Consider the following 23,135-nt stretch of genomic DNA (forward strand, 5'->3'; position numbering starts at 1 on the left):
TAATTTGATTAGTTAAAAAAAGCGCTCATTTCGAGCGCTTTTTTATTGACTTAAAAGTATCCACCGGTTACCGGCGCTTTGAATGGTTAGTATTTGTTGTGGTTTTATACTTAGAACTTTAGTGTTGGTTCTTACATCAAAAAGATCATCAGATCCCATGAAGACTAAGTTTTTTTCTGAATTTCCAGGCCAGTTTATCAGTCTTATTATTCTACCCTTATTAGTTGAAGAAGCTGGGATTACTAATCCCGAGATTTGATTGTTTATTCTCAATGAACCAATTTCATCTGAGATCACAAAATCACCTGTGGTACTGGTGGTAGATGAATAGTTCTCGAATCCGGCATTGCTCCAGGATACCTGGCCGGAAGCATTAGTCATCAAGATCTGTCCTTCTGTTCCTCTATTTGAAGGGAGGACGTATTCGGTTTCAGGGGTAATACCAATACCAACTCGTCCTGCAAAATAGGCGGCAAATACATTGCTATTCGAGTCACCGAGAGCAATGCTGTATATACCATAGATGTTCCCTACTCCCTGGATACTCCCAATCTCATTATAGAATCCATAGTTATTACTTTTCGCGCCAAAGGTTCTGCCCACGCGGTTATATATTCCGTAGATGTCATTTGTTCCCGTATTCTGATAGGTTTCATTAAATATTCCGTAGTGAATACCTGTTCCTACACCGCCAACATTCGATTTAATGCCGTATTTATTTCCATTGGTCTGGCTACGGTTATCATTTACGATCCCGTAAGTTGTGAGATTATCTGTCGCGGAATTGGCATTATCTACTTCCAGGCCTTTCTTCAGAGAGAGGTCTTTACCTGAAGTTATAGCCACCTGTAGCCGGGAGGTGATCTGGTCAGTTCCAATTCCAATACTGGCCTCGCGGTACATTGGTTCTGTCAGGTTATTTGGACTTAAAGAAGTACCGGGTTTAAAAAAGTTAGAGACTACTACAGGTGTTTCCGAAACAATAGATTTCCATTTTATTTCTATTCCATCCCAAAAGTAAAATCCAGGGCTGAAATTATTAACGCTCTTGCTTAAAAAAACGAGCATTCCGTGTTGTCCGATACCAGGATTTACATTCGGAAATTTCTCTATTCGTGGTATAAGAAGGCCGTCTATAGCGGCCGGATCACTTATACTAGTTGCCGATATATCAAGCTGAGCCTGTGGATCTGAATTTCCTATACCAACCTGAGAATATGCCGAAATATAAAATATCAGCAGAGTAGAAATAATAAATAACTTCATAGACAAACAAATTTCGTTTGTCATTGCAGTGAGAACTAAATGCTTTAGGATGAGTTAAATATAGAATAAAAAATTTATTTCCAGGATTTTATTTTAACTCATTTCACCAATTTTTTCCTGTAGCATTTTAATCTCATCTCTCAAACGTGCAGCCTCCATGAAGTCCAGTTCTTTTGCAGCCGTTTCCATCGCCTTCCTTTTTTCGCGAACCTTTTTCTCCATTTGTGGTTTGGTCAGATATTCAACCTCTTCTTCAGCAGCCTTAAGATCAGGCCGTTTTTCATGCTCATAAATATCAAGCTTCTCCTTAATAAGGGCATTATTATATTTTTTGACCAGGGCAGTCGGAGTGACATTATGCTCCTTGTTGTATTCGATCTGTTTACTTCTGCGATATTCTGTCTGGTCAATGGTTTTCTGCATGCTTTCTGTGATCTTATCTGCATAAAGTATGGCCTTTCCCTCAACGTGCCTGGCAGCCCGACCAATGGTTTGGGTTAGGGAGCGGTTACTTCTAAGGAAACCTTCCTTATCGGCATCTATTATGGCGACTAAGGAAACCTCGGGAAGATCAAGGCCTTCACGTAGCAAGTTTACGCCTACGAGTACATCAAATAATCCTTTTCTAAGGTCCTGCATTATTTCAACCCGTTCCAGGGTGTCTACATCGGAATGTATATAACGACAACGAACATCGATCCTGGTTAGATATTTAGTAAGCTCTTCGGCCATTCTTTTTGTCAGGGTAGTGACCAGGATACGTTCATCTTTTTCAACTCGAACCTGAATTTCCTCAATAAGATCATCGATCTGGTTCAGGCTTGGACGAACCTCGATAAGTGGATCTAAAAGACCTGTAGGCCTAATCACCTGTTCCACATATATACCTTCGCTCTTCTGAAGCTCATAATCGGCCGGGGTAGCACTAACATAGATCACCTGGTTTTGGAGAGCTTCAAATTCTTCAAATTTCAGAGGCCTGTTGTCCATTGCTGCCGGAAGCCTGAAACCATAATCCACTAAATTTTCCTTCCTGGATCGGTCACCACCGAACATGGCATGCACCTGTGGGATGGTTACGTGACTCTCATCTACCACCATCAGGTAATCTTGCGGAAAATAATCTAATAAGCAGAAAGGCCTTGTGCCGGGTTTTCTGCCATCGAGGTATCTTGAATAGTTCTCAATTCCGGAGCAGTAACCAAGTTCCCTTATCATTTCCAAGTCAAAATTCGTTCTTTCATCCAGTCGTTTCGCTTCCAAAGTTTTTCCAATATCCTGGAAATAACTCACCTGCTTTACAAGGTCATCCTGAATTTCATGAATGGCATTCTGTAAAACATCAGGAGAAGTGACGAACATATTAGCCGGGTATATGTTCAATCGGTCATATTTTTCAATGACATCATTGGTGCCAGGATCGAAAGCTTCAATTTCTTCGATTTCATCACCAAAAAAGTGGATCCTAAAGGCATTATCGGCATAACTTGGAAAAACATCCACAGTATCACCTTTTATTCTGAAATTCCCATGGCTAAACTCAGCCTCGGTCCTGGAATAGAGACTTTGAACCAGGCTATGTAAAAACTTGGTTCTGGAAATCTCCATATCTCTCTCAATCGAAACCACATTCTTCCTGAATTCAACGGGATTTCCAATACCATATAAACAAGAAACCGAGGCTACTACGATCACATCTCTTCTTCCGCTAAGCAGGGAAGAAGTAGTGCTTAATCTTAGTTTTTCAATTTCTTCATTGATAGATAGATCCTTTTCAATATAAGTTCCGGAAGAAGGTATAAAAGCCTCGGGTTGATAATAGTCGTAATAACTCACGAAATATTCAACAGCATTTTCAGGGAAAAATTCCTTGAATTCTGAATATAACTGTGCCGCAAGTGTTTTATTGTGGGCGAGAACCAGGGTTGGTTTTTGAACTTCTTCGATCACATTTGCCACCGTGAAAGTTTTTCCGGAACCGGTAACTCCCAATAAAGTCTGGTACTGTTCGTTCTTCTCTATTCCAGAAACCAGTTGCTTTATAGCGTTTGGCTGGTCTCCCGTAGGTTGATAATCTGATTGGATATTAAACTTCATTCAGCAGGTTTTCTTTTGCTTCTGAAATAATCTCTCAGAGAATTCAGAAGTGTTTCGCCGCCGATGGCTTCCCAAAGGATCGGTTTTATCGACAGCTCATTTCATAGCCCCACGAAATTAAACAATTATCCTGCTTTAATCAATTTTTTAATAATCATCTAACAAGTGAAAAGTGCCCGTTGATTTCCTGGCCGTTCTGAAGTTTTAGCCGGAACCAGTAATCATCGGCAGGCATATTCCTTCCATTGAAATTCCCGTCCCAGCCTTTTTCATTAGAGTTAAGTTTAACAAGAAGTTTACCGTACCTGTCATAGATATGCACTGAATAATTAGGAACGGTGATGCCTTTTACCTGCCAGAAATCATTTATTCCGTCATTGTTAGGCGTAAAAAAGGGAGGAAAAGCCAGAATAGATATTTCAACCTTATCTAATCCGCACCCATTTTTTTCACGAGCATAAATTTCATGTTCTCCGGGAGGGACTTCTGTAAATAAATTGCTGTCCTGATAAATATTATTGAGATAGGAGGTGCTAAATTCGTATTCACCAGGTTCAGTCATTTGTACGAGAACCTGACTATTAGAACCTTGGGTTACTTCTACATTTTCAATCTCGGGGTTATCTAAAAACTCAACGGTAAAACTTTTTTCGGTAGCGCATTCATACAACCTGTTGTTGATGTTATAAGTTGCTGTAGCAATCACGATGTAGGTTCCAGATTCAGAAATCTCTAAATTTGCACCCAGGTTAATTTGTTCATTATCAATTTCCTTGAACCATTCGTAAGATAGATTTTCTTCCGGGAGATCCAAATTCAGGACACCCTGGTTTCTACAAACCTGATATTGATCTTCAATTTCAATTTCTGGTTTTTCTAGGATCTTAAGTGATAAACTGTATATAGGATCACATTTATTCTGCTTTCTAACATAAACGATCAATTCCTGTGCTAAAACGTCCCCGAAAACGAAATTCTCGTCATTCTCGAAGGCCTCATCGATATTTGCGTGAAAAGTAACTTCCTCGTTTCCGAAAATTGATCTGCCAATTTCTTCAAAATTATAAATTGCAGTAGGCGGACCTCCATCTGTATTTGCATTGCATACATAATACTCACCAATTGGTACTGGTTCATCAGGAATTGGAATTACCGTCAAATTCAAATCTTCAATAATTTCGGTTCCATTTCCATTCGTCCTTCTAGCTAATATAGTTTGATTGAAGGCTATGGTGTTCCTGTAATTTTCGGGAGACATTATTTCCAGACCGTTTTGCAGATCATTATTGTTTTCGAAGAACTCAATATCTGAGTTTCTGGATGGGTAGGCAAGAAGTAAATTGAAGGAGGCAAAACCATCGGTGGAGGAAAGTCCGAAACCTCTTTCATAATCGCAGACCTCTATTGAAGTACTTTGGAAAATATAGTTAGTTACCTTGAAATTGATTTGTGGTTCTGCACGGGTCTTTTCTTTGGCCAGATAAGTGAACAGAACAGGGCGATCTCCCAGCCCTGAAATTTTTAAGGGAAGACTGGTAAATTGAAAGGCCAGAAATAAAACAAGAAATGTTTTCACCCGTTTTTATTTTCAATCACAACAAGCTTACGTTCATTTAACAACTTAGGTTTTTTTAAGATCATAATTCAGCCTTAAAAGCTATAAAATCAATCCTAAGGTGTATAGGGCATTAAATTAATGAATTATAAAGGCTTAATCAATTTTAATGATCATCTTACGAGCGAAAAATGTCCATTAAATTCCTGTCCGTTTTGAAGAGTTACCCGAAACCAGTAATCATCTGCGGGCATATCCCTGCCGTTGTAGATCCCATCCCAGCCTTTTTCGGTAGTATTAAGTTTAGCCAGAAGTTTGCCGTATCTGTCGAAGATATGAATGAAGTTATTGGAAGTAGTGATCCCTTTGATCTGCCAGTAATCATTAATACCGTCGTTATTCGGGGTAAAAAAATTGTTATACCCAAGCACGGCAATTTCAGTACTTACGATAGCGCAACCTTTTAGATCCCTGATGTAAATGGTCTTGAATCCTGAACCAACATTTGTAAAAATATTGCTTGTTTGGTATGGCCCATCAATATTTCCGATGGAGAACTCATAATTAGAAGCATTGTCAATATTAAGGGTGATTGTATTGCTATTGGAGTTTACCTGGGGTTGAAATATATTATAGGAATCTATTTGTGGAGGCAGATTCAGAATTAATTCCACCTCAGCGATATTATAGCAATTTGGATTCATTTTTTCGGAGACCTTTGCATAAATGATTTCATTTCCAGAGGAGTTGTAATCTGACAAAATGGGGTTTGTTCCATTTGCAGCAGAGGAGGGATCCCTGAAATATTGGATTTGGAAATTATTTGGGTCAAGTCCACCAAGAATGGAGCTATTGAGATCTGACAGAACGAATTCTTCACTTCCGTTAAGATCAAGATCGCATTTTTCAATTGTATTGCTGTCATTTATGGTTGGTCCCGGGTTAATGCGCAGGTCAAATTCGGTAATTTCTGCACAACCGGTAAGATCATTTTCTACTCTTGCATAGATCGTTTTTACAGGTATAGTGCTGGTGTATATATTTCCCAGGGCCGCATTGTTTTCCACTGCATCGGCGAGACTTTCGTGATAGGATAGACTGGTATTGTTCTGGTTTACAATTTCTGAAGCTGTACTGGAAATATCGAAATCTGAAATGCCTTCAGAATTACACGTTTCAAGATCATTTGGTTTGGTGATCTCGGGACCTTCCGGAAACGGAAAGCCACCAACGGTTGAAGTTCCTGTCCACTCCAGTTCGAAAGGACTGTTACCAATAGGCCGGTCTATTACGATGAAATAGGTTTCCCCGGGGAGAACATCCATAGACTTAATAAAATTGTTTCCATCTGGTCCAGGGCCTTCGCTGGTGTCGGTTTCCTGGTCGTTCATTCCAGTGAAATTAGAAACAGAATTGGAGGCCAGTGGATTGGTGGTGGAGCAACGAATGGCATTACCAAGGTAACCGCAGGATGCATTAGGGCCAAAAATGAAAAAATCGTAATCTATATTTAAAGCGGTACTTGTTGGTTTTAATGTGAATCCCAGGGTACCGGCCTTTGTGATCTCAATTTCAAGCCATAAACTGTTATGCTCCTGGCTAGAACAATTATTACTCCCGGCCAGTTCTTGATTTCCAACTCCGTCTGCATTACTGGAAATTGCTCCATCTCCACAAATTTTTATGGCGCCGGAACAATCATTGGCAAAATTCTGGCCCAGCACTATTGTGGTGAAAAAAAATAAAGCGAGGAATAAAATTAAATTGCTGTAAGGTTTCAATTATTAATTTTTACGCAGTAATGAGAAATGATTTTTAAATACTTTGCCATTAGCCAGTTCAACTTCAAACCAATAGTCGTCTGAGGGCATTGGATTGCCGTTAAAATTACCATCCCAGCCTTTGGTGTTATAAGGTAATTGTACCAGTAATTTTCCATAACGGTCATAGATAGAAATCAATTTCAATCTGTATTCCGGGTCAGGGATATCATATGGTCTCCACAGGTCGTTGTAACCATCACTATTTGGAGTGAAAAACTCGGGAAATCCATAAAGAAAAACATTCGCCTCTCCAACTTCGCAAGCCTGTTCATTTTTCACATAGACCGTATGTTTTCCACCCGGAACATTCCGGAACTCAGGACTTGTTTGATATGGTCCATTGGGGTTATCAAGGGCGAATAAGGTGGCTTCCTCAGAGGAATTGGTGATAATATTCAGGTCATTATCTTTTCCGTTATTTTCGATCTCGATCTGGTCTATTTGCGGAGGCTCGTATTTTTCTATGTTATAGGTCATCTCTCTTCCACATCCCGACTCACGCAGAATAAGATCTAAAGTATATTGCCCTGCTTCATTCACCTGGATCGTTTCTCCTGTTTCACCTGTACTCCATTGAAAATAATAATCTGACGGATTAGGAATGTTCATTTCCGCGCCAAGTTCAATCGGGAATATATCAGCGCATCCACTAAATTCATTGAATTGCTGAGTTTGAGGTAAACTCGTCGTTTCCAGTTGCATTTTTCCGAAACCGTAACAAAAACCTTCACTGTCAGCACGAATATAGATCTCTCTTGGCTGAGATTGATATAATTCCGGTAAAGGATTCTCACCAAGGGCAGCGTCACCTTCATTTTCATAGAAACTAAGAGATACGTCCTCGTCTAACCCAAGGTCTATAATCGCATTTTCTTCTATGATATCCAGGTTGAACTCAGCTTCGCCATTTCCAAGATCACAACCGCTTGCGGGATTTAAGTTGAGATCTACGCTTTCAGTGGTTTGAAGCCTCATGCTGGTGATCTTGTAGCAATTGCTGCCAAAACCATTAATCTTTACAAAAATCTCCTGGTCTGGTATGGTATTTCGAAAAATGTTATCAAGGGAATTCTGGTTGTCCACATCATTTTCAGCAGATTGCCTGTCTATATAAAAGTATAGCTGAAGCCCGGGATTGCCATCTGCCAGATACTCTTTGGCGAGTTGAAGGTTAAACTCTGCCAGCCCATCCTGACTATTATCATCCTGTTCATCACATTGCTTTAGCGTGAAGCCAGAAGGCACCTCCGGAATTCCAAATATTGTTACTTCCTCACAAACAGGATCCCTTTGAATCCCATTTAATGTCCTGGTAAGGCTCACAGTATAAATTCCTGCTTCGGCAAATTCATGAGTCGGGTTGGGGTCTGTTGAAGTGGCACCGTCCCCGAAATCCCATAGTAATGAATCATACTGTAAATCTCCAGACAAAGTGAATTCGGTTACTTCTCCAAGGCAGATATTCTCAAATTCGAAATTAGTATTGAAAAGGGACTGAACAAATGGAGGCAAACCTAATTTAACGCTTTTAGGTTCTATATCAAATGAATTATGTCTATAATCCACAGCATTTCCATCTTCTTCGGGTTCATGTATTACTGAAAGTTTATCCCAATAAACATAGCCGGCATCGGTTGGATAGCCGGCCCGGTAAATTTTTCCGTCAGGTGCTAGCTGAAGTGCTCCGGCAACATTTCTGGAGCTGTGAATTTGTGTAATTGAAGCCTGTACATCGGGTGCTTCCAGATCGAACTGAAATAATTCACCACTTTGCAGAATATCATCCTGACTATAGGTGTTTGAAGTAGCGTAAAGTTTCTTGGATTCACCCGAAAATTCAATTCCATAGGGGTACGCATTGGCCAATAATAATCTTTCATTAGATACCTGCCCGCTAAGGTCATCGAAATCATATAAAAACACCTTTCCTGTTTTTTTTCCACCTCCAGAGCGCGGGCTACCCAGGGCTGTACCACTATAAGCTGCAGCCAGTTTTTTACCATCGGGGGAAATTTTCATATAACCTGGTGCGGTAACGTTAAGGTCATTATCGTTAATTAATGGCCTGAAATTGTTGATAATTGTTGAAACAACCGGGTTCATTTCAACTCCTGATGAAGTAACCCTGAAAGAATAGAATTTATTGGTGAATTGTGTAACCACCCAATAGGAAATACAATCCCCGGCGATTACTGAACTGATCTTTTCTGAACTTTTAAATTCATTTTCAACAGGATCTGAAGGATCGTAGGTGATAAGGTGAATATTTTTTTGTCCGGAAATGATCCCTCCATTTCCATTATTCAAAGACATATCTACCTCAGAATAATGTACACCTTCAATAGGATCATTTGAAACTCTGAAATAATCTGGTTTATCTACGGTAAAGATGAAATAGAACCCCGGGTTCGCTGGTTTTGGAACTATGATGGCCGATTGTGTGCTGGATACGTTTCCTTTAAGACCAGAGCCATTCTGCATGACTTCGTGATTTCGGTCATATACAGTAGAGCCATCTGTATAAAAAAGCATGTTGCCATTTCTGTCTGAGATTGAGGCGCAACCTTCGATAGTTTGAATTCTCCCATCGGTCAAAGGAACAGGATTACCTGTAGTGAATGAAATTCCTGCACCATCCCCAAAATACCAGTTGGCAGCTTCCTGTTGAGCTGTAGTAGTGGAATAAATAAAGATGGAGAGAATACATGTGATAAAATAGATAATCCTCATTTCTCCTGCCAAACCTCCAATATATTATAAATCCCTCTTTTTTAAAAGCATTAAAGACAGATATACAAATATGGCTATCCATGCTATTACGATAAGAAGCTGATACCAGTGAATTCCGTAGTCTTTATTTAATTCACTTCCTATTTGAGTGGCGGCTGCCTGTACCGCATTCAATCTCGAAAAAGGTTCCACGATTAGATTGCTCATAGATTCCAGAGGAAAGAATTGCATGATACTGGAAGCCAGATCGGTTCCTTTAAACAATTTAAATTCCATTATCGCATGAACGATCCCTTCGAATATTGCCCATACCACGAGAAAACCTAAGGCAAAAGCTGACCTTTTTACCAGAATTCCAAGAAACATACAGAAGGCAAAAAAACCGGTGAGTTTTACAAAATAGGCCAGCAGGTATTCCAGGTCAGAAAAGATAATGGACAGTTCATTAAAATCAGAAAATGAAAGACCCAAAATCATAGTGACAATAAAAAGGAATAAGGTTGAAATTCCGGAGAATACCAGTACGGTCAAAAACTTTGAAAGTATGAATTCTTTCTTGCTAAGCCCATCAATCAGATTTTGCTTTATGGTTCGGTTGCTATATTCATTAGACATCATGGAAACGATCACAATGGCCAGGAATAATTTAAGAATAGCAGCGATGTAACTGTTGAAATGCCAGATGTAAGGGAAATTAAATATTCCCTGGTCCGCCACTCTGAATTCAATTTCACCAATGTTGAATTCTATGGAAGCTATAAGAGCTATAAAAGTTATGAGGATAAAATAGGTGATAATAAGTATCCTTGCCGAGCGGCTATAGCGTAATTTGTTATATTCTATTTCCAGTAATCGTAACATTAATTCTGTTCAGTTTGGTTGGTTAATTGCAGGAACTGTTCTTCAAGGCTTTCCTTGCGTTTATTCAGGTAAGAGAGTGAAAGGCCTTTTTCAAAAAGGTAACTGTTTATCTCGTTCGCTTCCATTGGTTCCTCCAGAAAAGCAGTTAAAGTTTCTTCCTTGGTTGTGATCTTACCTATCTTGGGATGAGTGCCCAGAAGTTCTTCCAGCTTCTGCATATCTGTAGCTTTCAATTCAAAGAAGCCAAAACTATTAATGATCTCATCTACCGGCCCGCTATATAATTTCTTCCCTTTTCTTATTATTACCACATGTGAACAAACTTTTTCCACTTCATCCAAAAGGTGCGATGCTAATAAAATTGTGGTTCCACCGGCTGCGATCTTTCTTATTATTTCCCTTATCTGATGAATTCCCTGTGGATCTAGTCCGTTAGTGGGTTCATCCAGGATAAGAATTTCCGGGTCGTTAAGCAGGGCAGAGGCAATTGCCAGACGCTGTTTCATCCCTAAGGAAAAAGTTCTGAATTTGCTGTCCTTCCGATCTAAAAGTCCTACGATTTCAAGCTTTTCTAATACCTTATCCTTACTAGTCCCCTTTATTTTACATACCAGTTTCAGGTTCTGCACCGCAGTCATGTATGGATAGAAATTAGGATGCTCGATAATGGCACCCACTTTTTTAAGAGCCTGATGAGTAGACATTTTTCCGTCGAACCATTGAAAATCTCCGGAGGTTTTATTTACAACATTCAGGACCATTCCCAGCGTGGTGGATTTACCACTCCCGTTTGGTCCCAGGATACCGTAAACATTCCCTTTTTCAATGCTAAAACTTAAATTATCGACAGCTGTGAGTCCGCCAAATTTTTTAGTGAGGTTATTTAAACTTAAAATTGTTTCCAAGATTGGTTAGATGTTTAAAATACGACGTCTAAAATAGGATTTTGTTACAGCTTTCCCTATAATAAGCTTAATTTTGAGCAAAACGAGGTAAAACATGGATGAAAAACTGATGTCAAAAAAAAAGCCGGCATTTCCTATAAATGAGCGCTTCAACCGATATCTGGCAAAATATAATCGCAACACTAAAATCCCGGTGTTCTATGACGATCTTTTGAGGTTTTCAGGGTCTATAGTGGTATACGATCAACATGATGAAGATACCTTTTGGGTGCGCTGTTATTATCCAGACCATGAAAGGATCGAGATCGATAATAGTCTTAAGAAAGTTTATACCATTCTACATTCCGATGGTAGCGATGATTCCCTGGATTACCTGAACGTAGATGCGATCGACTACTGTACCTTTGGGAATTCCAAACCTTTCAGAATTAAGGTAAGGAACATTTTGAATGATAGTTTTACCTATTTTTATGTAAAAAAGGCTGATGCTTCAAGGCTTTATGGTCTTGAATTTGAACACCTTCTTTCTCCTCACCGAATCAATTTCCTGGTATATAAAGACACCCTTATTGAAGAACATATTGCAGGAATTCCCGGGGATGTCTTTATTGAAGATCATCTTCCTGAATGCGACTTAAGAGCACAAACCCAGATCGCAAAACAGTTCGTGAAGTTTAATGAAAGATGTACCGTACGCTTGTTAGGGGATATGAGATCTTATAATTATGTAGTGATCCCAACCCATGATTTCGATCACGTGGAATATCAGATCAGGGCTATCGATTTTGATCAGCAATGTTTCGAGGGGAATTTAAAGGTCTACCGTCCTCAATTCTTCAAGGAGAACTATACTATGGTGAAACTGGTTTCAGATAAACTGGAAGATTCATCGATAGACCAGTATCGCAGGGAGGAACGGTCTCTCCTGGCCAAAAGAATGATCAATACTCAAAGCAGGTATAAGGAGCTAATTAGGTGTATGATCAATGATCATGTTTCTACCAAGGAGAATGTCAAGGAGCTAAGGAACGACCTTTATGCATTTTCCAAGGATATGAAATTCAAGCGAGCGAGTACCATGGGACAGATCCTAAGAACCGCCCTGGATTTTGTGAAGCGTAATTATGAAAATGTGAATATGCAACGATTGCTGGAATAGGTAACCGCGAATAAAGGGAAGCAGTCTCAACAGAGTGTGATTCCTTCACTTCATTCGGAATGACGTTTATTTTTTCTCTTCCTTATTAAAATAAACCAGGTAGTAATACATCTGTTTGTCTTCGTCCCAACCTTTTTCCACGAATTTCTCGGCAGAATCTGCATTTACAAAATCCATTTTGATCTGAATATTAGTGTCGAGAGTGATCACATTTTTGATCTTCTTTCGAGCATCTGTAACTGCCTTGTTTGCGATAGGGAAATTGGTAAGATCTTCAACCTTGTATTTTGGAGCTTTTTCAGTTTTATAATTCTGAAATTCAGGAATTAGGGCAGGGTTATCGATCACCGAATTGATATAGTTCGATTCTTCGAAATCATCATTTTTGGCAAAATAATCCATGCTTCTGTTCATGAACATCACCTCCTGCTTCTTGTCTTCTGCAGGAAGTACCACATCCTTCGCGAAATTCTTGGCGAAATTCAGGTAGTTCTTGGTGAAATAATTCTCATCGGCAAGTACATCTACTCCCAGGAAATTCTCTAACCAGTATTTAGTGTCATATTTATTTGAATCTACGGAAAGGATCTTATAACCCTCGTCGCGATTCTTGTTGAAAATGATCGCTCCCTTGTCCAGTTTCTGAAGATTCACTCCCTGCTGAACGATCATCTCAAGATTGCTTTGTTTCTGCTCGAATTGCAGGAAATCATGTTTTAGCTCAGACTTAAAGATCCCAATCGCGGAAACTTTTTCATTATCCAATTGCATTCCTTCGAAATACACTACATACACTTCACCGCTTTTAATATGTGGGTGAGTGGACTGTTCGTATAAAAGAGTAGCAATTTTCTTCGAATATTCATGTGTGTTAAATGGATCGTCAAAAATCTGGTTCGATAAATTATATAATTCATTGAACTCTATGTCGGTTTCATGATGAAAACGATAATAGGATTCTTCTTTTTCACGGAAAGGTTTCAGAAAATATTCCTTGATCAAAGGTTTGATTTCATCATTCAAATGAAATGTAGAGGCAGAAACGAACATGTTTTCACCACGATTCTTGTTTCCTACGCGATGTATGGAAAGCGATTCGATTTGGGCATTAAAAAGATTGATCATCTATATCTGAAATTTTGCTAAATAAAGTTGAAAAAAATGAATTCCGAAAGAAGTTTTTTCAGAAGAAATTAACCGGCGTAAAAAAGAAAAATCTGATTAATTCCAGTTCTCGTCGAATTCAAAATCGTCGTATCCATCCACGTCGAAATCGTCATCAAAATCACCATTCAGAGAGCCTTCAGTTTCTCCTTTGAATTCTTTTTCCGGAGCATTATCTGGAATTTGGCCATGAACATACATGAGGTTAGGATAATCACGTCCCTCCTCGATATCGGCGATCTGTCCCAGCTCCACGAAAAAGGTCCACATTTTAAGAAAGTCGTAAACGTAGATAAGTTTGGTTTGTTTTTCAGAAAGAATACTATCCAGGGAAGTTTCATTCATCAGTTTTATGGAGGTATCGTTCCCGCTCATATCGAATTGGTGGATCTCCTCGCCCTGGTTCCATTCTTCATCACTAATATAAAACGAAGCCATCTCTGTGCCATCAAATCCAAAGGACTGAACGATAGTATTATGAAGGTCTTCCAGGGTACTTTCCTGAAGCATTTCTATGTCTCTGAAAACATCTTCATCAGCATCGAGAATTACTCGGAATCTATAAACCATAATTAAAATTTTAACGCGGCAAAGTTACAATTTTTAAATCTTCTTTTGAGCATACTGGCTTTCCATTAACAGGTAAAACTGGTAGCCAAATAGGAGTGAAGCGATCACCAGGTGTAAAGGCTGGGACAGAAAGGGGAAGTCGAAATTATACATAGCAATTCCGGTTGCAACCTCCAGCAATATTAAAGCTATTACAATATTAATTCTGTTCAGATTAAGGTTTAATTTCCTGTTCTTCCACCATAAAAATAAATTCAGGGCAAGAACAATTATGGAGAAAGACCTGTGGATGTAAAAGGTGATATTGGGATCATTTAGCCATAGTTCTTTGGTGTCATAACCAAGGCTACGTATTTGCTCATCTACAAATTGGCGAACCTGAGTACCTAAGACTACCTGGATAAGGGTCAGGATCACTGCAACTGCGAGCAAGGTTTGAAATGTCTTTGTTTTGAACTGATCTGTCTCTTTTTCTGAAGATATTTTCAACAGGTAAAGTAATACAGCTACAATTACCAGGGCCATAACCATATGAATGGTGATCTTTGCTGGCGCAAGCACCGAATATACTACCGTTGCTCCCAACCAGGCCTGGAATCCCATCAGGAATACGCAGATCCATGAAAGAATAGGAATCCTCTTACGAGATTTGAACTTACTGAATGATAAAATAGCCATTATTAAAACTGCCAGCCCGGCGAGTGCACCTAAAAGTCTGTTGATATATTCCACCCAGGTGTGAGTTGGGTTAAAGATCGCATAATCGTGCTTCTCGTAATTCTCCCAGTTAGCAGATTCGTAATTTTCAGATGAAACAAAGTCGCTCGCGGCTACTTTAAGAGTTTCGTCAACGATAATTACCTGGCCTTTTTTGTATTCCCGGTTTGGCTGAAATTCTATTTCAGAAATTTCTGTAGGAGGGATATAATAACCAAAGCATTTTGGCCAGTCCGGGCACCCCATACCGGAACCGGTCATTCTCACGACCGCACCGGCAATAATAACCAGGTAAACCAGGATAAGAGAGACTTTTACAAAATTCCTGTACATTTTATTCTACTTTGGTTAAACCAAGCTTTTCACCTTTAGCGATCATAAAATCCCTGGCAGGTTCATATTCATTGGGAATATCACCTTCAAGGATCGCTTCTTTAATAGCATCTTTGATAAGGCCAACTTCCCTGCTAGGCTTGATCCCAAAAGTTTCCATGATCTCTTCACCGCTAACCGGCGGTTGAAAATTTCTAACATGATCCCGCTCTTCAACTTCCTGGATCTTTTTTCGAACCAATTTAAAGTTATTATGATATTTTTTGAACCTCTTTGGATTTTTAGTGGTGATATCAGCCTCGCAAAGGGTCATTAAATCTTCGATATGATCCCCTGCGTCAAAAATGAGACGGCGCACTGCAGAATCGGTGACACTATCATCTGCAATTACAATTGGCCTTGAACTCATTAACACCATTTTTTGAACGAATTTCATTTTATCGTTCAATGGTAATCTAAGTCTTTTGAATAGTTTGAAAACCATTTTCGCGCCAACGAATTCGTGACCGTGGAAGGTCCAGCCGATCTTCTTATGGAATTTTTTAGTGGGCGCTTTACCGATATCATGGAGCAAGGCCGCCCATCTTAGCCAAAGATCATCTGTATTTTTAGCAATATTATCTACCACTTCCAGGGTATGCCAGAAATTGTCTTTATGAGTCTGTCCTTCCACCTCGTCTATTCCTTGAAGAGCAGTAAGCTCGGGAAGTATTTTATTTAATAATCCGGTTTTGTAAAGCAAAGCAAAACCTTTGGAAGGCTTATCGCTTAACATGATCTTGTTCAATTCATCAAGAATCCTTTCTTTAGAAATGATCTTTATTCGATCCCTGTTTCGCCGGATCGCTTTTAGGGATTCGGTTTCAATGATAAAATTCAACTGAGTCGCAAAGCGAATCCCCCGGTACATTCTTAAAGGATCGTCTGAATAAGTAATGTCTGGGTCCAAAGGGGTTTTAATGATCTTGTTTTTGAGGTCTTCGTAACCATCAAAAGGATCAAGCAGATCTCCAAAACCATCTTTATTTAACTTCAGTGCAAGCGCGTTGATAGTAAAATCTCGGCGGTTCTGGTCATCTTCCAGGGTACCGTCCTCAACAATTGGTTTTCTACTATCCTGGCGATAACTTTCCTTTCGGGCACCCACGAATTCTATTTCCATGTCGTAGGCACGCAGCATCGCTGTTCCGAAATTCTTAAATACCTGTACCTTGGGTTTATTGGGAAGTTTTTCGGCTACCTTTTTTGCCAGTTCTATTCCACTGCCAACCGCAACAATATCCACATCTTTATGATCTCCACGATCAAGAATATGATCGCGAACAAAACCACCAATTACATAGGCGTCTACAGATAGCTCATCTGCAGCCTCTGAAATTATACTGAAAATTTTATGATGTAAAGCTTTGCTGTAATTGTGGTATTTCGGCATCTGTTATTTGCGTATCACACTCACCTGACCGTCATTGCTCAACTTAATGATGGCAGAAGGTCGCGGTGATTTTTTTGAACGCTGCAAATTTACTACATAGTCTACACCTTTTAAAATTTGCGGGGTGATTTGATCGAATGATTGTGGTGTAGGTTGCCCGCTTACATTTGCCGAAGTAGAGACCAAGGGACGTTTCATTTTTTTGATAAGGTCTGAACAAAAGGTATCCCTTACCACCCTTATACCAAGTGATTCATCTTCACCTACCAGGTTCTCTGCAATCCTAATTGGTTTATCATAGATCACTGTAGTTGGTTTTTTAGCATATTTCAGAATGTCGTAGGCCATTTCTGGCACTTCTTCCACGTACTGCTCCAGCATTTTAAAATTAGAAACCAGGCAGATCAGGGCCTTGGATTCTTCCCTTTTTTTAAGCTGATAAATTTTATCCACTGCTTCCGCATTGGTAGCATCACAGCCTATTCCCCAAACCGTATCTGTGGGATACAAAATGATACCTCCTTTTTTTATTACTTCGAGACAATTTCTAACTTCCTGATCTATTTTCTCCATATAGCACTTTTTTATATTCAGCCAGGGTTTGCCTGGCCATTTCTGTAGTGGTAAAGTTCTCGATCAGCTTTTTATACGACCTTTCAGTGAATTTTTTCTGAAGAACTTTATCCTGGGACAAAGCTATCAATTTATCTGCTAATCTGGAGGCTTCGAATGGATTGCTTAACATACCATTTTCACCATCTGTTATTATTTCGGGGATTCCCCCAACATTGGTGCTTACCACCGGAACTCGGTTATAAAAGCTTTCGTAGATGAATTGTGGGATACCTTCACTTTGTGAGGTCATAAGCGAAATGTCGAACTGGGATATCAATTCTGAAGCTTCCGTTAAAAAGCCCGTAAACATACAATAATCCTGAAGGTTCTTTTCCCTGATCTGTCGATTGAAATCTTCGGTTCTTTCGGTGATCTTTCCAATTTCGATGAAATAGAAATTTTTCATCCCCAGCCGGTTGACTACATAATCTATGGTAGCTATCCAGGTGTCAAGATCTTTGGCCCTGATATGGTTTGCGATGGTTCCAACCAGGATCTTTTCTTCCGGAATGTTATATCTTTCCCTTAGGGAAATAGCAGATCCGGTTTTTTTCGTAATTTTGGTACCATGATAAACCGTAGATAATTTATTTCTTTCAACTATACAATTTGCAGTTACTTCCTTGGTGAAATTTGATACACAAAGAATCTTTTTAATCTGGGGATGGTTGTATTTAAAAAGTGTTTGTTCTCTCTTTTTTATTGGAAAAGAGGTCTTCTTACTAAGAACAAAAGGAGGTAATTTTGAAAGGAAGGTTGCCATAACGGCAAGGGTAAGAGCGGTGGTATCATGAATATGGACAAGGTCTATTTTTTCCTTTTTACATATCCTTATAATTTTCCAAACATATCTCAAATCAAATTTCACCAGCAAAGGTGAAATAATTGTTCTGATGGCAAGCCTGGGAAGTCTTTTATGCGCCTCAGAGTTTCTCAGGCATAAAACATAATGTTCAGCATCTTTAAGATCTGTGCATAAATTACAAAGGTGGTTTTCACCTCCTCCCCAGTTTTTGGCAGCGGATAGATGCAGAATTTTTAACTTTTTCACCAGGTGGTTAGATTTTAGAAACCGTAAATATAATGTGGATTCCTAACTCTAGTATTCGAACTACTTTAATTTCATGAAATTTTTAGATAATAACATTTGTCAATCCAGACCTTTTAAAAAAAATGCCCCTGCTTTAACAAGGGCATAATTATGAAAATCTATCAGAACTGAAAAAACACTTTCTTTTAGAATAATGGGAATTATCTAAATTCCTGAAATGAATTAACAAAAAAATAGAATTAATAACATCTGTTGGACTCCATGATCTCCTTAATTCTTTTATTTACGCTTAGGGTTTTAATACACTGGTCTGTCCTGCTATTATACCAAACCCGATAAGTTTTTCCATCGTTCGAGTGATTTTTACCTTCCTTGAATCCTCTATATTCCAATTCATCATAGGCCCGTAGAGCCATTTCACCTTCAAGGTCCTGGTAACGAACATAATTACGGTTTCCTCCACTATTTCTTCCTCTATCGCGATCTCTATAACTAGAGTCTGAGTATCTTCCTTTGTCACAGTCGGCCTCTGGGGCTCGAACTGCAGATTTCACTCTTCCATCGGCAATTCTAACAATAGCACAACGGTCTTTCCTGTGTTCCACCAGTACTGGTAAATCTGCCCAGAACTTTTATCAACTTTAATCAAATCATAACCTCTGTCTTCAATTGCAATTTCTGAAGAACTCCCCCTTGCACCAATAAGATCTCTAAGGTCGTATGCTGTTTCCTGAGACTGTACAATTTCTGAGCTCAACAGAATGATACAGGGTAATAGTAGCAACATTAAATTTTTCATAATCATCTGTTTTATAGGTAAATAAAATTTAATTTACGTTTTTTTCAGAATAATTAACCGAAATAAAAAAAAATTAATTTCAGATATTCCTATTTGAATGATATAAGGGCTTTTGTTTAACATTATGGCGTTGGTTGGTAGATATTTCAGGAAAAAAAACTTGTTAGAGTTTTAGATAATCGGCAACCTTCATGTAGAACTTTTTATTGATTTCAATCGATTCTTCCCTTATGCCGGTATATGCCCTGGCCTTTTTATATTCATCCAGGCAGTCTTCAAAAGTTGAAATATTAGGGGCATATTTGAAATCGTAGAATTTTGAAGAGTTGGGAACAACTGTAACTTTTTTATTTAATATCATTCCCCAGTACATGGCGTGGTAGCTATTCGTGATAAGATGTTCACAGGAACCAATAAAACCTGATAATTCTTCAATATCATCGTTATTAGCACTACTGGGTAAAATCGAAAATTTCTGCAGAAGTTTTTCATCTTTCAGGCTTTTAGTGTGAAACACGATACCCACTTCATTTTCGACCGAATATTCCCTGTCGAATACCGGGTGCATGCAGCTAACACACGGGACGTACTCCCCTGGGCCTGTGAAATCCCTGGTTCCCGATAATCCAAACCTGGATATATCTATGTTATAATTGGAGAGCTTTTTAAAATCTCCAGTTTTTTTAGAATTGTGCCCTGCACCCCAAAAAACAATTTTTTTACCTCTCTGTGCAAGTTCCTCGAATAACTTCATTTGCTTCTCAAAACTCCCGCGGTTCAGCAAGCCACCGCCACCTACGATCAAAGAATTTTTATTGATAGTGTTCACAAAGTGATCTTGCTTTTCCTTTTCAGTCTCTCGATATAAAAAGATATCGAGTTCAGTATTCTTCAGACTGTCGAAATAATGGTGAGGTGCGCAGTAAAAATCACCAACATTCTGTTTATTAATTCGGTGAATGTTTATTACATCTTCGTTAGACTGAACAGAATTGCGAATCCTTTTTAAAGATCTTCGACGTGATTTTTTCCTTTCTAAGGAATTCAGGAATTTTTTGACCATATAAGTGAGTTGACCTCAAAATTAAGAGATTTTTTTGCTTTTAAAGTCTGGAAGTATAAAACATAATTCATTTTAGGTCTTTCCAAAAGTAGAATAATCCGGTATTATTTTAAATTTGAAGCATGAATTTTAAGATTTCACCGGAATATAAAGATCATCAGGCTGAAATTATCGACCTGGTTAAGAATTTCAATGAAGAAGGAGAAACTATTTTTCAATCCCGAAATACCTTGAAAATAGTTCAGATAAATGGAAAGGATATCAATATTAAATCTTTTCGAATACCAAATCTTGTAAACCAAATAGCTTATAGGTTTTTCAGAAAATCTAAGGCTCAAAGATCATTTGAATACGCAAGCCTGTTGACATCCAAAGCTGTAGGTACCCCAACGCCTATTGCATATTTCGAGAAAAACCATGCTTTAACCTTTGGGCAAAGTTATTATATAAGTAATCAAATGCATTACGACCTCACTTATCGTGAACTGGTCACTGAGCCAGATTATCCAGATCACGAGTATATCCTTAGAGCTTTTACCCGTTTTACTTTCGATTTGCATGAAAAACAGGTCCAGTTCCTGGATCATTCTCCAGGAAACACGTTAATTCAAAAGGAAGGTGGGGATTATAAATTTTTTCTGGTAGACCTAAACCGAATGAACTTCAAAGAGCTTTCATTTGAAGAACGAATGCTTAATTTCTCACGGCTTACCCCAAAAAAGGAAATGGTTGAAATTATGGCCGATGAGTATGCAAAGTTAATAGGAAGGCCAAAACCGGAAGTGTTCGCGAAGATGTGGTTTTATACGAACCAGTTCCAGGAAAAATTCCAGCGGAAAAAAAGAATCAAGAAAAAACTGAAATTCTGGAAAAAGACTAATTAGATTCAGGGATGGTATATGCTTTGGAGTAAGTTTTTAATGTCCAGTAATTCAATTGCTTCCTGATCTTATATTTCCTAATCAGGTTCAAAGGTTTAGGTTTCAGATAAGATTTGTCCTTATGCAGAAAGTCTATACAGGCCTGGATCACTCTTCCACTAGATCTACCATCTGTAAAAGGCTGGGAAAACTCCGCAAACTTATCGATCTCCTTGATTAAGTCTGTAGGATATTCCAGAGCTTTATCGAAAGCTTTCTCGATCTCTGAAGGCTTGGAGATATCAATCAAATAAGATCCCGGCATGTTATTCTGGAAAGTGACCACAGGTTTTCTTTGTAGCAGGAACTCTATGATCGCTGAGGTAGTATCAGAGAACATGATATCTGCCTTTTTGAATAAAGGGATAAGGTCTGTAGTATCGTAAAACTTGAAATTCTCGTTTTCCATGCTTCTGAATTTCTCCCTGGTTTCATTTCCGAGTTTAGGATGTAACACCGCCATGAACTGATACTTTCCCGTCCTGGAAAGCCTTTCAATTTCAGCGACTACATCTTCTTTCAAAGCCAGGCTGTAATATCTGGTAAAAGTCGAAGAAATTAGGATAATGGGTTTTTCGTTTTCAGTTTTTTCAAGAGGAAAAAGTGGATCCATTTTGGACCAGCCGGTTTCTTTTACCTCAAAACTTTTATATTTTTCCTGTCTTTTCTTGAACGGACCCGTACTCGATGGTCCCTGAGTGCAGTAAAGGTCAAAGAAACCACGTATGGTAAACTGGTCGGTGCCTTTTCTTTTGTTAGCCGGAAAACCGTGAAATACCTGCACCTTTAGTCCAGAGATAAAATCTGGAACGGTATCGGTAACTGCCAGAACAACATGCGGCTTATAGTCTACTGCGTCCTGAATTTGATCTATCAACTCTCCATTTTGGGGAAACAGGTTTTTAGGATCCTCCAATCCAGAAAACCATTTTACCTGATAACCACGTCTTTGAATTTCTTCCTGTAAAGGTTTGCCGATGGGAATGGCGTAGGCGTGGTTTATATAAATGAGGAAACGGTATTTCATTTTGAATTGATTTTTAAGAATTTATCCAGTTCCCCGGTGATATACTCAGGCTTAAAGGCTTTATAAAGTCTTTCCCAATCCTTTTTTAGCTGCTTTTCGGGCTTAGCCTTAAAAATACTACTGTCATAATCTCGTAAGTGAACCGAAATGTTCCGCTTCCCGTCCTCATAAATATTCCAGTTCTCTTTGTTCAAAGGAGGGGAGAAAATAGCAAAAGTTGGAATGTTTAAAGCCTTGGCCATATTTACCGATCCGCCTTCATTACCAATTAAACCATCGCAATGGTAGGTAAGGGAAAGAAATTCACGCAAACTTTTTCCATAAATTTCAAGATGTATATTGTTCCTGGTTTCTGGCTGGCAAAGCTTATAAAGTTCTTCAATATCATCTTTCTGGGAAGGGATATAATTAAATAACAAATTTGCATTTGTCTTTTCAATAATTCCATCCAGGAGTGGAGCCAGATAGGGTAGTGGATAGGTCTTTCGGGGAGAGCTTCCTAAGGCTCCAATCATATAAAGGTTTTTAGAAAGATCTATCCCTGTATCTGTAATAAGTTGTTTTGCCTGCGCAACTTCCTCCTTTTTCAGATAAATTTTAGGCTTTATTTCTTTCGGGAAATTATCAGAAAGAGGGGAGAGCATTCTGAGCCTTTTTTCAATTGCCGCACCGGCAGAGGTTTCCGCTTCGATTTTTCTGCTGAAAACATGAGTGCATAGCGGTCTTGTATATTTTTTACTGTAAGCGATCCTAAATTTAGCCCCGGAAAGCCCGGTTAACAGAGCAGTTCGAAGATTGGAGTAAACATCGATCACCGCATAATATCCCTCATTTTTGGCATTTTTTATCAGACTTCTTAAGCTCTGATCTTTTTCGGGCATGATGATCCTGTCGATATTGGGATTGTTCTGAACAACAGGAAATGTATTTTGGTAGATCATGTAATGCAATTCGGCTTCTGGAAATTCTTTCCGAAGAGCCTCAAATAGGATTGAGGATGTAAGCACATCCCCAATCATTTTCATTTGTATTACAAGTATCTTCAAAT

The 23,135-nt window shown here is 38.8% G+C and carries 20 protein-coding genes; 2 read left to right on the plus strand and 18 right to left on the minus strand.

The genetic code is table 11. The features are described from left to right. Nucleotides 1-42: 42 nt before the first annotated feature. From ML462_RS10175 to ML462_RS10205, 7 genes are all read right to left on the minus strand, one after another. On the minus strand, nucleotides 43-1,266 hold the full coding sequence (locus tag ML462_RS10175; protein ID WP_240713708.1) for a hypothetical protein: 1,224 nt from the start codon (nucleotides 1,264-1,266) through the stop codon (nucleotides 43-45). 93 nt (nucleotides 1,267-1,359) lie between these two features. Further along, complete coding sequence (gene uvrB / locus ML462_RS10180; protein ID WP_240713709.1) at nucleotides 1,360-3,363, minus strand: excinuclease ABC subunit UvrB; 2,004 nt, start codon at nucleotides 3,361-3,363, stop codon at nucleotides 1,360-1,362. Between the two features lie 154 nt (nucleotides 3,364-3,517). Next, complete coding sequence (locus ML462_RS16135) at nucleotides 3,518-4,939, minus strand: T9SS type B sorting domain-containing protein (protein WP_240713710.1); 1,422 nt, start codon at nucleotides 4,937-4,939, stop codon at nucleotides 3,518-3,520. Nucleotides 4,940-5,091: 152 nt separating this feature from the next. Then, nucleotides 5,092-6,699 (minus strand): T9SS type B sorting domain-containing protein, encoded by a 1,608-nt coding sequence (locus ML462_RS10190; RefSeq protein ID WP_240713711.1) that lies wholly within the window; start codon nucleotides 6,697-6,699, stop codon nucleotides 5,092-5,094. A gap of 3 nt (nucleotides 6,700-6,702) precedes the next feature. After that, on the minus strand, nucleotides 6,703-9,483 hold the full coding sequence (locus ML462_RS10195; protein ID WP_240713712.1) for a T9SS type B sorting domain-containing protein: 2,781 nt from the start codon (nucleotides 9,481-9,483) through the stop codon (nucleotides 6,703-6,705). 12 nt (nucleotides 9,484-9,495) lie between these two features. Beyond that, nucleotides 9,496-10,332 carry an ABC transporter permease gene (locus ML462_RS10200; RefSeq protein WP_240713713.1) on the minus strand — a complete coding sequence of 279 codons (837 nt, stop codon included), beginning with the start codon at nucleotides 10,330-10,332 and terminating at the stop codon, nucleotides 9,496-9,498. Continuing rightward, nucleotides 10,332-11,237, minus strand: coding sequence for an ABC transporter ATP-binding protein (locus ML462_RS10205; RefSeq protein WP_240713714.1), 906 nt, complete (start codon nucleotides 11,235-11,237; stop codon nucleotides 10,332-10,334). The genes ML462_RS10200 and ML462_RS10205 overlap by 1 nt, the downstream gene beginning before the upstream one ends. Before the next feature lie 94 nt (nucleotides 11,238-11,331). Here ML462_RS10205 and ML462_RS10210 point away from each other — a divergent pair, with 94 nt between their 5' ends. After that, on the plus strand, nucleotides 11,332-12,396 hold the full coding sequence (locus tag ML462_RS10210; protein WP_240713715.1) for a hypothetical protein: 1,065 nt from the start codon (nucleotides 11,332-11,334) through the stop codon (nucleotides 12,394-12,396). Between the two features lie 66 nt (nucleotides 12,397-12,462). Here the strand turns inward: ML462_RS10210 and ML462_RS10215 are convergent, their stop codons facing one another. The 9 genes from ML462_RS10215 to ML462_RS10255 all read right to left on the minus strand — a co-directional run bounded on the left by ML462_RS10215 (nucleotide 12,463) and on the right by ML462_RS10255 (nucleotide 20,140). Then, nucleotides 12,463-13,521, minus strand: coding sequence for a nucleoid-associated protein (locus ML462_RS10215; RefSeq protein ID WP_240713716.1), 1,059 nt, complete (start codon nucleotides 13,519-13,521; stop codon nucleotides 12,463-12,465). Nucleotides 13,522-13,617: 96 nt separating this feature from the next. Beyond that, nucleotides 13,618-14,130, minus strand: coding sequence for an IS1096 element passenger TnpR family protein (locus tag ML462_RS10220; RefSeq protein ID WP_240713717.1), 513 nt, complete (start codon nucleotides 14,128-14,130; stop codon nucleotides 13,618-13,620). Nucleotides 14,131-14,163: 33 nt separating this feature from the next. Further along, nucleotides 14,164-15,180 carry a COX15/CtaA family protein gene (locus tag ML462_RS10225; protein ID WP_240713718.1) on the minus strand — a complete coding sequence of 339 codons (1,017 nt, stop codon included), beginning with the start codon at nucleotides 15,178-15,180 and terminating at the stop codon, nucleotides 14,164-14,166. 1 nt (nucleotide 15,181) lies between these two features. Further along, nucleotides 15,182-16,612: a CCA tRNA nucleotidyltransferase gene (locus tag ML462_RS10230; protein WP_240713719.1), complete on the minus strand. Its 1,431-nt coding sequence runs from the start codon at nucleotides 16,610-16,612 to the stop codon at nucleotides 15,182-15,184. 3 nt (nucleotides 16,613-16,615) lie between these two features. Then, nucleotides 16,616-17,185 (minus strand): L-threonylcarbamoyladenylate synthase, encoded by a 570-nt coding sequence (locus ML462_RS10235; RefSeq protein ID WP_240713720.1) that lies wholly within the window; start codon nucleotides 17,183-17,185, stop codon nucleotides 16,616-16,618. Then, complete coding sequence (locus tag ML462_RS10240) at nucleotides 17,160-18,278, minus strand: glycosyltransferase family 4 protein (RefSeq protein ID WP_240713721.1); 1,119 nt, start codon at nucleotides 18,276-18,278, stop codon at nucleotides 17,160-17,162. The genes ML462_RS10235 and ML462_RS10240 overlap by 26 nt, the downstream gene beginning before the upstream one ends. 239 nt (nucleotides 18,279-18,517) lie before the next feature. Beyond that, nucleotides 18,518-18,883, minus strand: a complete 366-nt coding sequence (locus ML462_RS10245) for a hypothetical protein (RefSeq protein ID WP_240713722.1) — start codon at nucleotides 18,881-18,883, stop codon at nucleotides 18,518-18,520. Next, nucleotides 18,829-19,077 carry a hypothetical protein gene (locus ML462_RS10250; protein WP_240713723.1) on the minus strand — a complete coding sequence of 83 codons (249 nt, stop codon included), beginning with the start codon at nucleotides 19,075-19,077 and terminating at the stop codon, nucleotides 18,829-18,831. The genes ML462_RS10245 and ML462_RS10250 overlap by 55 nt, the downstream gene beginning before the upstream one ends. A gap of 163 nt (nucleotides 19,078-19,240) precedes the next feature. Further along, nucleotides 19,241-20,140 (minus strand): polysaccharide pyruvyl transferase family protein, encoded by a 900-nt coding sequence (locus ML462_RS10255; protein ID WP_240713724.1) that lies wholly within the window; start codon nucleotides 20,138-20,140, stop codon nucleotides 19,241-19,243. 122 nt (nucleotides 20,141-20,262) lie between these two features. Between ML462_RS10255 and ML462_RS10260 the strand changes: the two genes are divergently transcribed. Beyond that, on the plus strand, nucleotides 20,263-21,024 hold the full coding sequence (locus ML462_RS10260) for a lipopolysaccharide kinase InaA family protein (RefSeq protein WP_240713725.1): 762 nt from the start codon (nucleotides 20,263-20,265) through the stop codon (nucleotides 21,022-21,024). Here ML462_RS10260 and ML462_RS10265 read toward each other — a convergent pair. Both ML462_RS10265 and ML462_RS10270 read right to left on the minus strand, forming a co-directional pair. Then, on the minus strand, nucleotides 21,017-22,087 hold the full coding sequence (locus ML462_RS10265; RefSeq protein WP_240713726.1) for a CDP-glycerol glycerophosphotransferase family protein: 1,071 nt from the start codon (nucleotides 22,085-22,087) through the stop codon (nucleotides 21,017-21,019). The two genes, ML462_RS10260 and ML462_RS10265, sit on opposite strands and share 8 nt — an antisense overlap. After that, nucleotides 22,084-23,133 (minus strand): glycosyltransferase family 9 protein, encoded by a 1,050-nt coding sequence (locus tag ML462_RS10270; protein ID WP_240713727.1) that lies wholly within the window; start codon nucleotides 23,131-23,133, stop codon nucleotides 22,084-22,086. Before ML462_RS10270 ends, ML462_RS10265 begins: the two co-directional genes overlap by 4 nt. Nucleotides 23,134-23,135 lie beyond the last annotated feature (2 nt).

Origin of the sequence: Christiangramia lutea (assembly GCF_022489035.1) — a bacterium.
Lineage (GTDB): Bacteria > Bacteroidota > Bacteroidia > Flavobacteriales > Flavobacteriaceae > Christiangramia > Christiangramia lutea.

What these genes read in the sequence shown, in the direction of transcription:
- ML462_RS10265 (WP_240713726.1), bottom strand. Translation starts at nt 22,087, where the DNA reads ATGAAATACCGTTTCCTCATTTATATAAACCACGCCTACGCCATTCCC.
- ML462_RS10225 (WP_240713718.1), bottom strand. Translation starts at nt 15,180, where the DNA reads ATGTACAGGAATTTTGTAAAAGTCTCTCTTATCCTGGTTTACCTGGTT.
- ML462_RS10230 (WP_240713719.1), bottom strand. Translation starts at nt 16,612, where the DNA reads ATGCCGAAATACCACAATTACAGCAAAGCTTTACATCATAAAATTTTC.
- ML462_RS10255 (WP_240713724.1), bottom strand. Translation starts at nt 20,140, where the DNA reads ATGGTCAAAAAATTCCTGAATTCCTTAGAAAGGAAAAAATCACGTCGA.
- ML462_RS10175 (WP_240713708.1), bottom strand. Translation starts at nt 1,266, where the DNA reads ATGAAGTTATTTATTATTTCTACTCTGCTGATATTTTATATTTCGGCA.
- ML462_RS10235 (WP_240713720.1), bottom strand. Translation starts at nt 17,185, where the DNA reads ATGGAGAAAATAGATCAGGAAGTTAGAAATTGTCTCGAAGTAATAAAA.
- uvrB (WP_240713709.1), bottom strand. Translation starts at nt 3,363, where the DNA reads ATGAAGTTTAATATCCAATCAGATTATCAACCTACGGGAGACCAGCCA.
- ML462_RS10250 (WP_240713723.1), bottom strand. Translation starts at nt 19,077, where the DNA reads ATGAAAAATTTAATGTTGCTACTATTACCCTGTATCATTCTGTTGAGC.
- ML462_RS10220 (WP_240713717.1), bottom strand. Translation starts at nt 14,130, where the DNA reads ATGGTTTATAGATTCCGAGTAATTCTCGATGCTGATGAAGATGTTTTC.
- ML462_RS10210 (WP_240713715.1), top strand. Translation starts at nt 11,332, where the DNA reads ATGGATGAAAAACTGATGTCAAAAAAAAAGCCGGCATTTCCTATAAAT.
- ML462_RS10260 (WP_240713725.1), top strand. Translation starts at nt 20,263, where the DNA reads ATGAATTTTAAGATTTCACCGGAATATAAAGATCATCAGGCTGAAATT.
- ML462_RS10200 (WP_240713713.1), bottom strand. Translation starts at nt 10,332, where the DNA reads ATGTTACGATTACTGGAAATAGAATATAACAAATTACGCTATAGCCGC.
- ML462_RS10215 (WP_240713716.1), bottom strand. Translation starts at nt 13,521, where the DNA reads ATGATCAATCTTTTTAATGCCCAAATCGAATCGCTTTCCATACATCGC.